Origin of the sequence: Halorubellus amylolyticus, from assembly GCF_034808145.1 — an archaeon.
Lineage (GTDB): Archaea > Halobacteriota > Halobacteria > Halobacteriales > Natrialbaceae > Halorubellus.
In genome coordinates this window covers 760961-776026 of the sequence record NZ_JAXHGM010000001.1, presented here as the reverse complement: position 1 = coordinate 776026, position 15066 = coordinate 760961, and the positions used below count along the sequence as shown (strand labels likewise).

Annotated in this window: 16 protein-coding genes; 7 read left to right on the top strand and 9 right to left on the bottom strand. The window is 67.6% G+C overall.

Annotated features, from left to right (window positions below):
* Positions 1-853, bottom strand: an 853-nt coding sequence (locus SM754_RS03905) for an NEW3 domain-containing protein (RefSeq protein ID WP_323674899.1), incomplete at its 3' end; no start/stop codon positions are given.
* A 148-nt stretch (positions 854-1001) separates the two neighbouring features.
* Here SM754_RS03905 and SM754_RS03900 point away from each other — a divergent pair.
* The 3 genes from SM754_RS03900 to SM754_RS03890 all read left to right on the top strand — a co-directional run bounded on the left by SM754_RS03900 (position 1002) and on the right by SM754_RS03890 (position 4591).
* A complete protein-coding gene (locus tag SM754_RS03900) occupies positions 1002-1526 on the top strand; it encodes an SRPBCC family protein (RefSeq protein WP_323674898.1) in 525 nt (174 codons plus the stop codon).
* Positions 1527-1631: 105 nt separating this feature from the next.
* Entirely contained in the window at positions 1632-2969 is a 1338-nt protein-coding gene (gene trkA / locus SM754_RS03895) for a Trk system potassium transporter TrkA (protein WP_323674897.1), read from the top strand.
* Positions 2966-4591, top strand: coding sequence for a TrkH family potassium uptake protein (locus SM754_RS03890; protein ID WP_323674896.1), 1626 nt, complete (start codon positions 2966-2968; stop codon positions 4589-4591). The genes trkA and SM754_RS03890 overlap by 4 nt, the downstream gene beginning before the upstream one ends.
* Positions 4592-4777: 186 nt before the next feature.
* Here SM754_RS03890 and SM754_RS03885 read toward each other — a convergent pair whose 3' ends face one another.
* From SM754_RS03885 to SM754_RS03875, 3 genes are all read right to left on the bottom strand, one after another.
* Complete coding sequence (locus SM754_RS03885; RefSeq protein WP_323674895.1) at positions 4778-5347, bottom strand: plastocyanin/azurin family copper-binding protein; 570 nt, start codon at positions 5345-5347, stop codon at positions 4778-4780.
* Between the two features lie 72 nt (positions 5348-5419).
* The gene (locus SM754_RS03880) at positions 5420-6484 is read right to left on the bottom strand and encodes a M42 family metallopeptidase (protein WP_323674894.1); all 1065 of its coding nucleotides are present in this window, start codon (positions 6482-6484) and stop codon (positions 5420-5422) included.
* A 102-nt stretch (positions 6485-6586) separates the two neighbouring features.
* Positions 6587-7531, bottom strand: coding sequence for a DMT family transporter (locus SM754_RS03875; RefSeq protein WP_501993734.1), 945 nt, complete (start codon positions 7529-7531; stop codon positions 6587-6589).
* 187 nt (positions 7532-7718) lie between these two features.
* On the opposite strand from SM754_RS03875, the gene SM754_RS03870 reads away from it, so the two are divergent.
* Positions 7719-8207 carry an Lrp/AsnC family transcriptional regulator gene (locus SM754_RS03870; protein ID WP_323674892.1) on the top strand — a complete coding sequence of 163 codons (489 nt, stop codon included), beginning with the start codon at positions 7719-7721 and terminating at the stop codon, positions 8205-8207.
* A gap of 165 nt (positions 8208-8372) precedes the next feature.
* Here SM754_RS03870 and pdhA read toward each other — a convergent pair whose 3' ends face one another.
* Entirely contained in the window at positions 8373-9434 is a 1062-nt protein-coding gene (gene pdhA / locus SM754_RS03865; protein WP_323674891.1) for a pyruvate dehydrogenase (acetyl-transferring) E1 component subunit alpha, read from the bottom strand.
* 219 nt (positions 9435-9653) lie between these two features.
* On the opposite strand from pdhA, the gene SM754_RS03860 reads away from it, so the two are divergent.
* The 3 genes from SM754_RS03860 (at position 9654) to SM754_RS03850 (ending at position 12386) form a co-directional block, all read left to right on the top strand.
* The gene (locus SM754_RS03860) at positions 9654-10976 is read left to right on the top strand and encodes a M20/M25/M40 family metallo-hydrolase (RefSeq protein WP_323674890.1); all 1323 of its coding nucleotides are present in this window, start codon (positions 9654-9656) and stop codon (positions 10974-10976) included.
* A gap of 135 nt (positions 10977-11111) precedes the next feature.
* Positions 11112-11900 carry an NAD(+)/NADH kinase gene (locus tag SM754_RS03855; RefSeq protein WP_323674889.1) on the top strand — a complete coding sequence of 263 codons (789 nt, stop codon included), beginning with the start codon at positions 11112-11114 and terminating at the stop codon, positions 11898-11900.
* Positions 11901-11924: 24 nt separating this feature from the next.
* A complete protein-coding gene (locus tag SM754_RS03850; RefSeq protein WP_323674888.1) occupies positions 11925-12386 on the top strand; it encodes a DUF7313 family protein in 462 nt (153 codons plus the stop codon).
* A 508-nt stretch (positions 12387-12894) separates the two neighbouring features.
* On the opposite strand, the gene SM754_RS03845 is transcribed toward SM754_RS03850, so the two are convergent.
* From SM754_RS03845 to SM754_RS03830, 4 genes are read right to left on the bottom strand one after another with little or no spacing between them, the layout of a single operon-like run.
* On the bottom strand, positions 12895-13152 hold the full coding sequence (locus SM754_RS03845) for a DUF7314 family protein (RefSeq protein ID WP_323674887.1): 258 nt from the start codon (positions 13150-13152) through the stop codon (positions 12895-12897).
* The gene (locus SM754_RS03840; protein ID WP_323674886.1) at positions 13145-13459 is read right to left on the bottom strand and encodes a DUF7315 family membrane protein; all 315 of its coding nucleotides are present in this window, start codon (positions 13457-13459) and stop codon (positions 13145-13147) included. Before SM754_RS03840 ends, SM754_RS03845 begins: the two co-directional genes overlap by 8 nt.
* Before the next feature lie 22 nt (positions 13460-13481).
* The gene (locus tag SM754_RS03835) at positions 13482-14267 is read right to left on the bottom strand and encodes a cytochrome b family protein (protein ID WP_323674885.1); all 786 of its coding nucleotides are present in this window, start codon (positions 14265-14267) and stop codon (positions 13482-13484) included.
* A gap of 4 nt (positions 14268-14271) precedes the next feature.
* Complete coding sequence (locus SM754_RS03830; protein ID WP_227131801.1) at positions 14272-15066, bottom strand: cytochrome b; 795 nt, start codon at positions 15064-15066, stop codon at positions 14272-14274.

Below are 15066 nucleotides of genomic sequence, written 5' to 3'. Positions count from 1 at the left end.
ACTTCGAGTCATCACCAGACTTCGAGTCATCACCGGACTTCGGGTCATCACCGGACTTCGAGCCGTCATCGTCCGAGCTCCCGTCGTCACCGCCGCTTAGCCCACCGTCGTCGGAATCCTCGTCGTCGCCGGAACTGTCGTCATCGCTGGATTCCCCGTCGTCACCACCACCGGTTCCGCCGTCATCGGACCCGTCGTCGCCGGAGCTCCCGTCATCGTCGCTGCCACCGTCCAGTCCACCGCCAGACCCGTCGTCACCGCCAGACCCATCGTCGCCGCCAGAACCATCATCGCCGTCACTACCATCGTCACCACCAGACCCGTCGTCGCCGTCACCACCATCGTCACCGCCAGACCCGTCGTCGCCGTCCGTCTCGCCGACGACGATCGTGGTGTTGGCGCTGGCGGTGTTCCGGTCACGGTCCCCGACCTGTGCGCGTAGCGTCAGGTCGGTTCCGTCGTGGTCCTCGGGGACCTGCATCGTGACGGAGACCGTGCGTTTCTCGCCCGGTTCGAGCGTCTCGAACAGCCAGCCGACGCCGCGTTTCGCGAACTGCGCGCCGTCGTCCGAGTGACTCGTCGCGGACCACGCCGGCGGGAACCGCGCCTGGAGGGACGCGGACGACGCCGCGGTCGAACCGGTATTCTCCACGACGAACGTCACGGTCACCGTCCCGCCCGGGTCCGTCGACCCCGCCGAGACCGACAGCCCCAGGTCGACGCCGGACGCGTCCGTCGGCTCGTTCACGTCACCCGTCCCGCCGGTCCCGGCGACCGCACCGGCGACCGGGCCGGTCACCGCGAGGGCGGCGACGAGCACCACGAGCACGCGAACGCCACGTTTGTTTCTCATAGCCACTTACTCCAATTAGTCTTCACCGCAGCAAATATATCTTTCCGTGCGTGTGATGCTATATCGGTCTGTGGAGCGCGGGAACCGAGTTCGAGCGGGCGAGCGACGACGACGAAACGTTTACCTCCGAACCGCCGTCAGTACGGTCGTGGAGCGAGTCGAGGTCACGACCGTCGTGTACGCAGACAGGCAGCGAGTGTACGAGTTCCTGCTCGACTTCCCCGGGTACGCAGCGTACTCCGAGCATCTGACGGACGTCGACCAGCGCGGCGACGGCGGACCCGGCACGCGATACGACCTCCAGTTCGCGTGGTGGAAGCTCACCTACACCGCGCACTCGAAGGTCACCGACACGCACCCGCCCGAGCGCATCGACTGGCGTATCACGAAGGACATCGACGCGACCGGCTACTGGTTCGTCGACTCCGTCGACCCGCCCGAGGGCGAGGACGTCGCGACGCAAGTCCGGTTCCTCGTCGAGTACGACGCCGACTCCGCGACGGTCGGGAGCATCGACCTGCCGCGGTTCGTCTCGCTGTCCTGGGTCGTCGAGAAGGTCAAGCCGAAGATACGGAGCGAGGCGACCCGTATCGTCGAGCGGGTGGTCGTCGACCTCGAAGGGCAGCGACGGCGCGTCGACCTGGACGTCGACACCAGCCCGCGCGACCCCTGACCGCGCCGCGGCCGACCACGGCACCCGGCAGCGGCCGCGTCGCGCATGACAACCCTCTTGTTCGGGCCGTCCGTCCGGCCCGACTATGCACGAGGTGAGCGCGTGATGCGAGTGCTGGTCGTCGGTGCTGGCGAGGTCGGGATGAACATCGCCAGTGGGCTCGCTGACGCGCACGACGTGGTGGTCGTCGACACCGACGCGGACCGCGTCGAAGCAATCACGTACCAGTTGGACGTCCTCGCCATCGAAGGCGACGGGACGTCCCTGAGCACGCTCAAGGAAGCGGGCGTGGAGGACGCGGACATGCTCATCGCGAGCACGGACAGCGACGAGGCGAACATCGTGGCGTGCGCGACCGCGAAGACCGTCTCGGACGTGTTCACGGTCGCTCGCGTCCGGAAGACGGATTACTTGACGACGTGGCGGGGCGCCGAGGGCGCGTTCAGCGTCGACTTCATGGTGTGCACGGACCTGCTCGCCGCGGAGACCATCGTCCGGATCGCCGGGTTGCCGGGCGCGCAGGACGTCGATTCGTTCGCGGGCGGTCGCGTCCGCATGGCGGAGTTCGAGGTGACGGAGGCGAGCACGCTCGCGAACGAGACCGTCGAGTCCGCGGACCGCTTCGAGTCGCTGACGTTCGCCGCCATCCTCCGGAACGGCGACGTGAAGATCCCGCGCGGGGACACGCGCATCGAGCCCGGTGACAAGGTCGTCGTCATCGGGAGTCCGGAGAGCTGTCGGTTGCTCGCCACCGAGCTGACGCCGTCGGACGGGCTCGAGAGCTCCGACGACGTGTACGTGGTCGGCGGGAGCGAGATCGGGTATCAGACGGCGCGGTTGCTGGAGGCGCAGGGCGTGACGCCGCGAGTCATCGAGCGCGACCCGGAGCGCGCTCGCGAGCTCGCGGAGGAGCTCGTCGGGAGCGTCGTTCTGGAGAACGACGGGACGGACATCGACTTCCTGGAGCGCGAGCACGTCGCGGACGCGGACCTCGTCGTCGCGGCGTTGTCGTCGGACGAGAAGAACCTCCTCGTGAGCTTGCTCGCGAAGCGCCTGGGCGCGAAGCGGACGGTCGCGGTCGTCGAGGACGGGTCGTTCGTCGACGTCTTCGAGACCGTCGGCGTCGACGTGGCGGTGAACCCGCGGGAGGTGACCGCCGAGGAGATAACGCGGTTCACGCGCGAGGAGCACACGCAGAACGTCGCCATCATCGAGAGCGACCGCGCCGAGGTCCTCGAGATCGAGGTGGACGACGAGAGCCTGCTCGCGGATCGCACCATCGCGGACGCGACCGCGGAGTTGCCCCAGGGCGTGGTCGTCGGCGCCATCACGCGCGACGACGACCTCATCACGCCCCGCGGGGACACGGTCGTCAGGCCGGGCGATCACGTCGTCGTGTTCGCGGAGACGTCGATAATCGAGGAGGTCACGCCGCGGTTATGAAGGTGGACTGGCGCGCGAGCGTCTCGCTCGTCGGACGGGTGACGAAGTACCTCGCGGTCGCGCTCTTGGTCCCCATCGTCACCGGATTGATCTACGACCCGCGCAGTGTCGTTCCGTTCCTCGTGACTGCTGTCGTCGCGGTCGGCGTCGGCACGGTGCTGGAGCGGCTGGACGACGACCCGGACATCGGGGCGCGCGAGGGGTTCCTGATGGTCGCGGCGACGTGGTTCGCGGTGTCGCTCGTCGGCGCGATCCCGTACCTCCTGGAGCACCTCACCGTCCAGGGCGGGTCGCTCGCGTACGCGACGGAGACGACGCTCCAGCACCCGGAGAACGCGCTGTTCGAGACGATGAGTGGGTTCACGACGACTGGCGCGACCGTGATGGGCGACATCTCGTTCGAGAGCCACACGCGAGCGCTCATGATGTGGCGGCAGTTGACGCAGTGGCTCGGCGGGATGGGTATCGTCGTGCTCGCGGTCGCCATCCTCCCCGAGCTCTCGGTCGGGGGCGCCCAGTTGATGGACGCGGAGGCGCCCGGGCCGGGCATCGAGAAGCTCACGCCGCGTATCGCGGAGACCGCGCGTGCCCTCTGGGTGGCGTACGCCGGCATCACCGTCCTCGAGATGACCCTCCTCTACGGCCTGCACGTCGCCGGGATGGCGCCGGGGATGACGGCGTACAACGCGATCGCGCACGGGTTCACGACGATGTCCACGGGCGGATTCTCGCCAGAAGCCCGGTCCATCGAGGCGTTCTCGGCGGCGGTGCAGTGGCTCATCATCCCGTTCATGATCGCGGCGGGGACGAACTTCGCGCTGTTCTGGCACGCGACGAAAGGGAACTTCGACAAGCTCCTGCAGGACACCGAGTTCCGCGCGTACGCCGGCGTCATCGGCATTCTGGCAGCGGCCGCCGCGGCGTTCGTCTACCTCGACCCGGGGCTCGCGGGGCCGGCGACCGACGCGACCGCACCACACTACGCCGACACGGGCGTCGCCGCGGAACCCATCGCGCACACGTTCCCGATCTTCGAGGACGTGGAGGGCGCGCTCCGCCAGGCGACGTTCCAGGTGGTGTCGTTCGTGACGACGACGGGGTACGCGACGATGGACTTCAACGCGTGGAGCGGGCCCGCGAAGTACCTGCTCGTGTTCGCGATGTTCGTCGGCGGGTCCGCGGGATCGACGGGTGGTGGTATCAAAATCGTGCGGTGGCTCGTCATCCTGAAGTCCCTGCGTCGGGAGCTGTTCACGACCGTCCATCCGGACGCGGTCCGACCGGTCCGGCTCGCGGGGAAGGCGCTCGACGAGCGCGCGATACGCGGCATCTACGCGTTCACGCTCCTGTACTTCGCTATCTTCTTCGTGTCGGTGGGGGTGCTGGTCGCGGACGCGGCGGTGATGGCCCAGCCCGCGCCGCTGTCGGTCATCGAGGCGATGACCGCTGTGGCGGCGACACTCGGGAACATCGGGCCGGGCCTGGAGCTCATCGGACCGATGGGGAGCTACATCGACTTCACCATCGAGGCGAAGGTGTTCATGGTCGTCCTGATGTGGATCGGGCGCCTCGAGATTTTCCCGGTGCTCGTGCTCCTGACGCGCGGGTACTGGTCGTCCTGAGCACGGGGAGTTTCTGCCACGAATCGGTCGACGAGTTGATTGCTGTCGGGACGAGTTGGTCGTCGACTCAACGAGTTGGTCGTTGGATCGATGAGCTGGTCGCTGTCGCGGCGATGTCGTGGCGCGCGAGGAACGAGAGCAGTCGGTGAACGGTACCGGTCGCGAGACCGCGGGACCGCGACTGGATTACTCGGGGGTCTCGAAGTCGCCGCCGTACCGCATGAAGAAGTACGCCATCGAGAGCACGGACAGCATCGCGGCGGTGCCGGCGACGGCGAGGGTCTTCGCGCTCCCGGGGAGCACGGGGCCGGTGGGGCCACCGGTGTCGAGGCTCTCGACGACCGTGATGCTCGCCTCCATGCCGGCGCCGACGTGGGGCTGACAGTAGTAGTCGTACTCGCCGGTCGTGTCGAACGTGTGCGAGTACTCGTGACCCGAGTTGTACGTCTTCGACGCCGGGCCTTCGGTGCCCTCCCAGTTCGCGCCCTCGGGCTGGCTGTCGACGACGATGTTGTGGTTGTCGGAGTCCCACACGAAGTTCACGGTCGTTCCGACCGCGATCTCGAGGTCGGCGGGTTCGTACACGAGCGAGCCGCCGGGGCCGACGACGACCTCTTCGGTCGCGCCACCGCCACCACCGCCTTCGGTGCCTTCCTGAGCGGCGGCGGTCCCCGCGGCGCCGGTCGCGGCCGCGCCCGTGACGGCCGTCATGAACTGCCGGCGCGAGACAGGCGTGTCCGTAGCGTCTTCGTCCATACCCGGTGGTTAGGGGAGCCCCGTACTGAAATCTTCGATTCGAACACGGCGGGTCGGCGAGGCGGTCGGTCCCTAGAGCGTGTAGTCGTGGTCGCCGGTCTCCGTCGAGAGGAACGCGTCGGCGAGGTCGATGGCGGCGGCGACGTCGTCGCCGTACACGCTCTCGACGGGCGTGTGGAGGTACCGCGTCGGGAACGAGATGGCGCCGACGGGCGTCGGCCCCGAGGAGCGCTGGAAGCCGGCGGTGTCGGTACCGCCGGCGGGCAGGACCTCGTGCTGGACGTCGACGTCGCGCTCGCGGGCGACCGAACGCAGGCGGTCGACGACCTTCCGGTTCGGGATGACGCTCGAGTCCTTGAACTTGATGCCGGCGCCGTTCCCGAGTTTCGTGACGTACTCGTCGTCGTCGGTCTCGGGGACGTCGTTCGCGACGGTCGTGTCGAGGTTCAGTGCGAGGTCGGGCGCGAGGTCGACGCCGATGGCTTCGGCGCCGCGGAGCCCGACCTCCTCCTGGACGGTCGCGGCGAGGTGGACGGTCACCGGCGGGTCCTCGAGTCGGTCGGCGAGCGCGCAGAGCGCGAAGACGCTCACGCGGTTGTCGAGGGCCTTCCCGTTGATGCAGTCGCCGACGACCTCGGTCGTCTGCGTGGTGGAGACGCGGTCGCCGACGGCGACGCGCTCGCGGACCTCGTCGGCGGGGAGGCCGAGGTCGACGTCGACGTCGTGGACGCCGCGGTCCTCGTCGTCGTCGCTCCCGCCGGAGTGGGGCGGGATGGAGCCGATGACGCCCAGGAGGTCCTCGTCGTCGGTGTGGACGACGACGCGCTGCGCGCGCAGCACCTCGGGGTCCCAGCCGCCGAGCGCGTCCACCTGAAGGAAGCCCTCGTCGTCGACGTTGCGTACCATGAACCCGATCTCGTCCATGTGCGCGGCGACGACGACCTCGTACTCGGGGGTCTCGGTGCCCTCGATGGTGCCGACGAGGTTCCCCATCGCGTCCGAGCGGACCGCCTCGACCGCGCTCGCGTCCTCCAGCTCGCGGCGGACGACGTCGCGGACCGCGTCCTCGTATCCCGGTACGCCGTGTGCTTCGGTGAGTTCGGCGAGCAGCGACTCGTCGAAGTCGAAGTCGGTCATACCTCGCCGTCGGTCGGCCGGGTACAAAAAGCGATAGGACGGCGATGGCGTCGCCGGAACTCGCGGGTCGCCAGCCCCTCCGCGGTTCGGGTGGGGTCGCGGTCAGGTACGGACCTGCACGTGGTGCCGGACGGTGTCGAGGACGTCGGTGAGCGCGTGGCGTTTGAGCACCGCGAAGCCGACGAAGATGACGACGAAGCCGAGCGCGGTCGTGGTGTCGACGACGTTCCCGAAGACGGCCCAGCCGACGAGCGCGGCGACGACGGGTTCGAGGTAGGAGACGAGCGTGAGTTCGGTGGCGCCGATGCGTTCCAGGAGTTCGAAGTAGACGAGGAAGGCGACGGCGCCGGACGCGAGCGCGAGGAACCCGAGCGCGACGACGGCCTCGGTCGTCCACGTCGCGGCGGCGAGGGACTCGCCGCGGGCGAGGCTGGCGACGTGGAGGCCGACGGCACCGCCGACCATCCCCCACGCCTGCGTCGTCGGTTTCGGGAGGCCGGCGTCGAACGGCCGCGCGAGGACGCTCCCGAGCGCGAAGCACGCGGTGCCGGCGAGCACGAGTGCGACGCCGACGATGCTGCCGTCGAGCGCGCCCGGGCCGGGGTCGACGACGACGCCGACGCCGAGGATTCCGAGTGCGACGCCGACGAGGCCGGTCGTCGTCAGCGGTTCCTCGAGGTCGAGTGCGCTCCCGACGCCGGCGGTGAGGACCGGGGAGAGCGAGACGACGACCGCGGCGACGGCGCCGGAGACGTACGTCTCGCCGACGTAGAGGAGCGCGGGGTACGCGCCGAAGACGAAGACGGCGGGGACGAGGACGCTGACGAGCTCGGTGCGGGTGCGGGGCCGCCAGCGGTCGGTCGCGGCGACGGCGTACGCGAGGACGACGAGGCCGGCGAGGTCGTAGCGAAGCGCGGCGAACGCGAGCGCGGGGACGTGGTGGAGGCCGACCTCGATGGCGACGAACGACGTCCCCCAGAGGATTGCGAGCGATACGAACAACAGGCTAGTGTCTGGTAGTGCTCTCCAGAACTTCTGCGATATCATCGGTTTCTGTCCAACGCCAGCGGACGCCCGTATTAAAACTCGTTGCAACTCGACGTCCAGAACCAGGATTGTGAATTAGCGTCGACACAGGAGTTGAACGAAACTACAGCTACAGCCGTTATTATGGATTCAGTTCGAGTCCACGACGGTCGGGAGGCTGAAGTCGCTCGCGGTCGAGCGTCGACACATGGACGACCGCGACGTGCGCCTGCTCAAGGCCATCAGCGAACTCGGCACCGGCAGCCCCGAACGCCTCCACGAGGAGACCGACATCCCGGTCTCGACCATCCACTACCGCCTGAACAACCTCCGCGAGGCCGGCGTCATCGAGAACGACTGCTACGACCTCGACCTCGACGCGCTCGGCCTCGGCGTCACCGTCATCCTCGAGGTCCTCACCGACTACTCCGGGAGCCACGAGGACGTCGCCGAGGACGTGGAAGCCATCGAAGGCGTCACCCAACTGTTCTCGACGATGGGGGAGACCGACTACGTCGCCATCGCGCGCCTGGCCGACGGCGACGACGTCGGCCGCCTCATCCGCGACTTCGAGACCGTCGACGCCGTCGAACGCACGAACTCCACGTACGTCATCGACGAACTCCACGAGGACGCCCGCGCACTCGGGAGCTACAGCATGGAGACGCTGCTCGCGACGCTCACCGACGACGACTGACCGACGACGCCCGACTCGCTCTCGACCACACACCGCACGTTCGCCACAAAGGAACTCGCCGTCCTCCTCGAACTCTCCCAGAACGTCCCCTGCCAGTCGGCGGGCACGCTCGTCGACGACGTCGTGGGACTGCGCGAAGGAGGGGTGCTCGACTAGCGCCGTCCGTCAGCGCTCGACCTGGGGCTCGTCGACGAGGTGCCGGCGCTGCTCGCGGAGGTGCGCGGGCATCTCCGCGTGCACGTTCTCGAACATCTCCCCGGCGTCGTAGCCCGTGTGCTCCTCGGCCGCCGTCACCGCCTCCTTCACCGTCTCGGTCGCCCACTCCCGGGTCGCCGCCTCGTCGGTCTCCGACCACCCGAACTCCTCCGTGAGGTACGTCCGCGCCCGGTCCAGCGGGTCCTCGAGACGCCACTCCTCGGCGTCCCCCTCGTCGCGGTACTTCGACGGATCGTCGGTCGTCGTGTGCGCGCCCTTCCGGTACGTGACCGCTTCGATGAGCGTCGGTCCGCCGCCCGAGCGCGCCTTCTCCAGGGCGTCCGTGACGACGTCGTACACCGCGAACACGTCGTTCCCGTCGACGCGAACGCCGTCGAACCCGTACGCCTGGGCCTTCTGGGCGATGGTCGCGCTCGCCGTCTGGCGTTCCCGGGGCACCGAGATGGCGTACCCGTTGTTCTGACAGAAGAACACCGTCGGCGTCTGGAAGACGCCCGCGAAGTTCATCGCCTCGTGGAAGTCGCCCTCGCTCGTGGCACCGTCGCCGAACGAGACGAGGCTCGCGACGTCGTCGTCCTTGTACTTCGCCGCCATCCCGACGCCGACCGCGTGCGGGAGTTGCGTCGCGATCGGGATCGTGATGGGGAACGTCGTCAGGCCCGCGGGGTCCTCGCGGTCGATGTAGTTCCCGTCACCGGAGAGGTGGAGCAGGACCTCGCGGAGGTCGATACCGCGCTGGAGGTACATCGCGTGGTCGCGGTACGTCGGGAACAGGTAGTCGCGGTCGGGCATCGCCGCGGCCGCGCCGATCTGCGCCGCTTCCTGGCCGGCCATCGGCGCGTACGTCCCGATGCGCCCCTGTCGGTGGAGACTGACGGCTTTCTCGTCGAATGTCCGGGCGAGTACCATTGTCTCGTAGAGGGAGCGTGCACGCTCCGCGGAGACGCTGTGGTCGGTGACTTGAGAGCCGCCCGGGGACATGACGCGAACGATGTTGTCAGCCTTCGACATTAGTGACACCTGAGGGTCTATCGGACAATCGCCCGCACGGGTAATAAAGAATCGCCTCAAACAGATTCGCCCATGGAATTATCATCGAGTACTTAAACTCGTCACTGATTCGTCGGTGGTTGGCGGTGTCGAGTCGTGGCAATATTGACGAATCGTCGAATCGGGCCGCGTACTCGCGAGCCGGAAACCCTAACACGGACCGTCGATTCGTGAGAGGCAATGACAGACTGGATCGGGGAGACGTTCACGAGCGACGTCGGGTGGACCCACCTGGAGGCACTCGTCGATATCGGCGACCGGATGGCCGGGAGCGACGGGGAGCGACGCGCAGCCGAAGCGACGCGGGACGCCCTCGCAGACGCCGGCGCGCGCGACGCGCACCTCGCCGAGTTCGACGTCCAGGGCTGGGAGCGCCACGCGAGCAGTATCGACGCGGCAGGCGAAACCTACGACCAGAACCACGAGGTGATCTCCCTCCCACGGTCACCGGACGGGGCCGCGTCCGGCGAACTCGTCGACCTCGGGTACGGCCTCCCGCGGGACTTCGAGGGCGCCGACCTCGAGGGGAAGGTCGTGCTCGCGCGCTCGGACGTCCCCGAGTGGTACGACCGCTACCTGCACCGGCGCGAAAAGTACTACCACGCCGTCGAGGCGGGGGCGGCCGCGTTCGTCTATCGGAACCACGTCGAAGGCTGCCTTCCACCGACCGGGAGCGTCGGCACTGACGCCGACCCCGTCGGCGAGATTCCCGCGGTCGGCGTCTCCGCCGAGACCGGTGCGCGCATCGCACGGCGCGCCGACGGCGACACCGTCGACGTCGACGTCACCGCCACCGTCGAGGACGCGACCAGCCAGAACGTCCACGCGACCCTCGGCCCGGACACCGACGACGAACTCCTCCTGACGAGTCACGTCGACGCGCACGACATCGCCGAGGGCGCGATGGACAACGGCGCCGGCACCGCCGCCGTCGTCCAGGTCGTCGACGCCCTCGCCCGACGCGAAGCCGACCTCGACACGCGCGTCCACGTCGTCTGCTTCGGCGCCGAAGAGGTCGGCCTCGTCGGCTCCGCGCACCTCGCCGAGACCGCCGACCGCGACGACGTCAGCGCCGTCCTGAACCTCGACGGCGTCTGCCAGGGTCGCGACCTCGGGTTCTACGCGCACGGCTTCGACGAGCTCGCCGACGCCATCGACGACGTCACCGACCGCCTGGGTCACCCCGCGTACGTCTCGCCCGAACTCGGCCCGCACAGCGACCACTGGCCGTTCGTCCAGCACGGCGTCCCCGGCACGCACGTCTACGGGAAGACCCCCGGCGACGGCCGCGGCTGGGGGCACACGCACGCCGACACCCTCGACAAGCTCGAACGCCGCGACCTCCGCGAGCAAGCCATCGTCCTCGCCGAACTCGCCGTCGAACTCGCCGACGACGACACGACCATCCCCCACCGCGACCCCGGCGACATCGCCACCCAGCTCGAGGACGAAGACCAGGCCGAAGGCATGAAGATAACCGGCGACTGGCCGTACGACGACTGACGTCGAATCCCGACCCTCACGCACCGACCCGCGGAGCGTACGTCCACCGACGCACCGATCCGTGGAGCGTACATCCGCCGACGGCGCGGCGACGAGACCTGCAGGGTTTTTGGTCGCCCCACCGCAACCCCGAGTATGGACGAGTCCACGACGGCCGACGCGGTCGTTGGCATCGTCGACGCCACCGCCGCCGACGCGCCCGACGTCACCGCGCTCGCCACCGCCGTCGAGCGCGCCGGCGGCACGCCCGTCGTCGACGACGCACGCGCGCTCGCCACGATGGACCTCGACGCGGGCATCGCCGCCGGCGACCGCGCGCTCGTCGAGTTCGTCCGCGCACGCATCGACGCACCCGTCCTCCCGGTCGAGACCACGCCGAGCACGCGTAGCGTCCCGGCCGACGACGCCGACGACGCCATCGCCGCGGTCGTCGCCCGCGAACACGACACCGCGACGCGCAGAACGCTCGCCGTGAACGCACCCGGCATCGACCCCGTCCGCGCACTCGCCGACGTCACGCTCGTCACGAGCGAACCCGCTCGCATCAGCGAGTACACGCTCCGCGCGAACGACCGCATCGTCGGCCAGTTCCGCGCAGACGGCGTCGTCCTCGCCACGCCCGCCGGCTCGCAGGGGTACGCGCGCGCCGCCGGCAGCCACGTCGTCGCACCCCACACGAGCGTGCTCACCGCCGTCCCCATCGCGCCGTTCGCGACGAACGCCGACGACTGGGTCGTCCCCGACGACGACGTCACACTCACCGTCGAACGCGACGAGGGCGACGTCTCCCTCCGCATCGACGACACGCACGTCACTCGCATCGGACACAGGGACGTCGTCGAAAGCACCCCGGACGACTCGCTCACCATCGCCGTCACCCCGCAGAGCACCGGACCGTGGCCGCACGCATTGGAAAAGCACTAATGCCTCGTCCACACAGGTTCACCTATGGACCCAGCGACGATGTTCGGACCCCTCGACGCCATCCTCACCAGCAAGGTGCTCGGCGTCGAACTCGTCAAGTACCTGCTGGTCGTGCTCGTGCTCGCCAACATGGCGACGCGCATCCTCGCCTACCAGCGTAACGTCAGCGAAGCCGAGGACGAGGACGTCGAGACCGCCTCCCGTCACCCGCTTCACACTGCGTCGACGCTCGTCCTCATCCTGACGACGTTCTACTACACGACCTACGCGCAACACGGCGGCGTCGTCCTCACGATGCTCGTCCTCGGGATGTTCGTCACGGACTTCTTCGAGTTCGAGACGCGGAGCGTCGACCTCCGCAAAGACGACTCGGTTCGTCGGCCCAACGGCGCACTGTTCGCATCCCTGCTCGTCCTCGGGTACGCGACGTTCCAGCTCGCGAACGAGTTCGACGTGTTCGTCGAGGGACTCTCCCAGATCATCTGACCACGCACGCGTCTCGACGCGTGCTCCGCTCTCCGAACGAACGCTCATACTCGTAGCACCACCCCGACCGTTTCTCCGACAGTCATCCCGTACAGACCGACGTCTGTGCCGAGCTGGTAGCGGCACTGAACGTGTGCTAACGACCCGTCGAGACCGTCCGAACGACGTCGAGACAGCTGGGACGACGACCCCGAGAACCCCACAGTCCCCGTCCCAGACGCGAACTCGAGGCGCACCGACTCGCTGGACTCACGACGGACGACGCGACGAAGGGTGAACCCACCACAGCACACCCCCAACCAACTGCCGACCACTCATCGCGTCGACCGAACGACTCTCACTCCCAGCGAGATTTCCTCGCGTCGACCGAACGACTCTCATCCCCAGCAAAATCCCCTCGTCGACTGAACGACGCCATCACCGTGCCGGTTCGACCATCGGGAGCGGACGACGCAACCGCTCGTCGACGAACGCGTACGGAATCGAACGTGACCGCAGAAACACCGCCTCAGCTCGCGAGGTACTCGCGCGTCTGCTCGGCCGCCGGGATGACGACCCAGAACGTCAACACGCCGATGATGATGAACCAACGAAGGCCACTCTCGAGCATGAGCGCCATCTCACCGTACGTCCCCAGGTCGCCCGGTGGCGCCCCCGTGAGCTGTGCACCCTCGAACGACGGCGTCTTGTACCAGCCGGCCAGGACCATCCAGACCAGTCCCACACCAGTGAGGATGGCCGTGCCTTTGGCGAATTCGTCAGCCATTATCTGAACCTTCGTCGGATTCGTCTTTAGACTTTCCCATTCCCGGAGACCGGAAGCGCGTCGAGAACGCGTACACGAACGCACCGAGCACGATACTCCCGAGGCCCGCGAGCGCCAGCACGACGTTCACCTCGTCCGGCGACGCCTGCGCCCGGTTCGTCGCCACGTCCAACGCCACGAACCCGAGGATGACCGCAACCATCGCAATCAACGTCGCGAACACCGTCACCGTCTTGTAGAGGCGCATCGGGACCTCGACCTCGCGAGACCCGCGAGCACCATCGTCTACTGGCTCGTCGTCAGTCATCGAAAGAACGTGGATTCCGCAGTTACTTCGGCGGCCGCAGCCGGTAGTACCGGCGGTTCAGGTCGTACATGTACCCCTCCTGCATCGACCGCAGGACCGCGTACGAGATGGTGCCCGCGACGAACGGCAGCAGGAACGTCACGTCCAACAGGAGCTTCGACCCGATCGGGAGCAGGTTCTTGATGGAGAGCATGCTGATTGTGAACGCGAACACGACACCGAACACGCCGACCGCAGCCCAGAACGGCTGCTCGACCGGCCGGCGCGCACTCCCCTTGTTCAGGAACGGCACGATGGCGATGAACCCGACGACGACGAGGTTCGCGACCACGCCGTACGTGCGGTCCGCCATCAGCTTCGCGCCCTCCGCCGCCGTCTCCCCACCGAGGATGGAGAGCTCCGGGTTCAGCGGTCCGAGCTTCAACAGCCCGAACGACCAGTAGAGGTACCAGTCCGGCAGGATGATCGCCGGGGTACTGCTCGGGTTCGCGGGCGGCCCGATGTGCGGCGGAAGCGCCGCCGACAGGAACAGGATCATCCCGACGAAGAAACTCGTCAGGGAGAGGTTCCGGATCATCTCGTGGGGCCACGCCGGGAACGCGAGCACGTCGCGTTCGACGTAATCGGACTCCTGACGGAGGTCCTGGTCCTCGCGTCGCGCACGCTCGAAGTACTCGTACGTCAACCGGGAGAGCCCTTCCGTGCGCTCCTTGCGCTCGCGCCACGTCGGGGTCTCGTCGTCCGGCGCGACGATGCCGGTGCCACTGCCGCCGTCAGCCATGGGTTCCTCGTCGTTGTTCTCAGACATTGTATCAGTGTGGTTCCGCGATGCCCTGCATCCAGACGATCCCGATGTGCACGGCGATGAGCGTGGTCACGATGAACGGCAACAGGAACACGTGCAGGATGTACATCCGTTGCAGGGTTGCCTGACTCAACGTGAACCCACCGAACAGGAGTTGGGCGACCCACTCACCCGCGAGCGGGATCGAGAGGGACATCTCCACGCCGATTTGGCCGGCCCAGAACGCGAGCTGGTCCCAGGGAAGCAGGTAGCCCGTGTACCCGAACACCATCGTCAACGAGATGAGGACGATGCCGAGGATCCAGTTGAGTTCACGCGGTTCCTTGTACGCCCCGGTGAAGTACACGCGGAGCATGTGGAGGAACACCGCCGCCACCATGACCTGCGCGGCCCACCGGTGGATGGACCGGAGCATGAACCCGAAGTTCAGGTCCGTCATGATGAACACGATCTGATTGTACGCACCCGACGGGTCACCGGTCGTCGCCGGTGCGTAGTAGAACCCCAGCAACGCGCCCGATAACGCCGCGACGACGTACGCTATCGTCGAGAACGACCCTAACGCGTACAGTGGGTACCAGTACCAGAACTTGTTGTCGAGGTTGTACTGTTCGGTGTGACTCTTGGGCATCTGCATGTTGACCTTGTAGTACAGGTCCTCGAGGAGTTCGAGGTAGTCAACGATGCGGAGACGCCGGTCGAGGTACACGAGAACCATCAGGTAGCCCTTCTCGACGGGCGTCAGGTCCCGTTTCTGTATCCAGCCGCGATGGTCGTGTTCGTCTTTCTTCTCCAGGCTCAT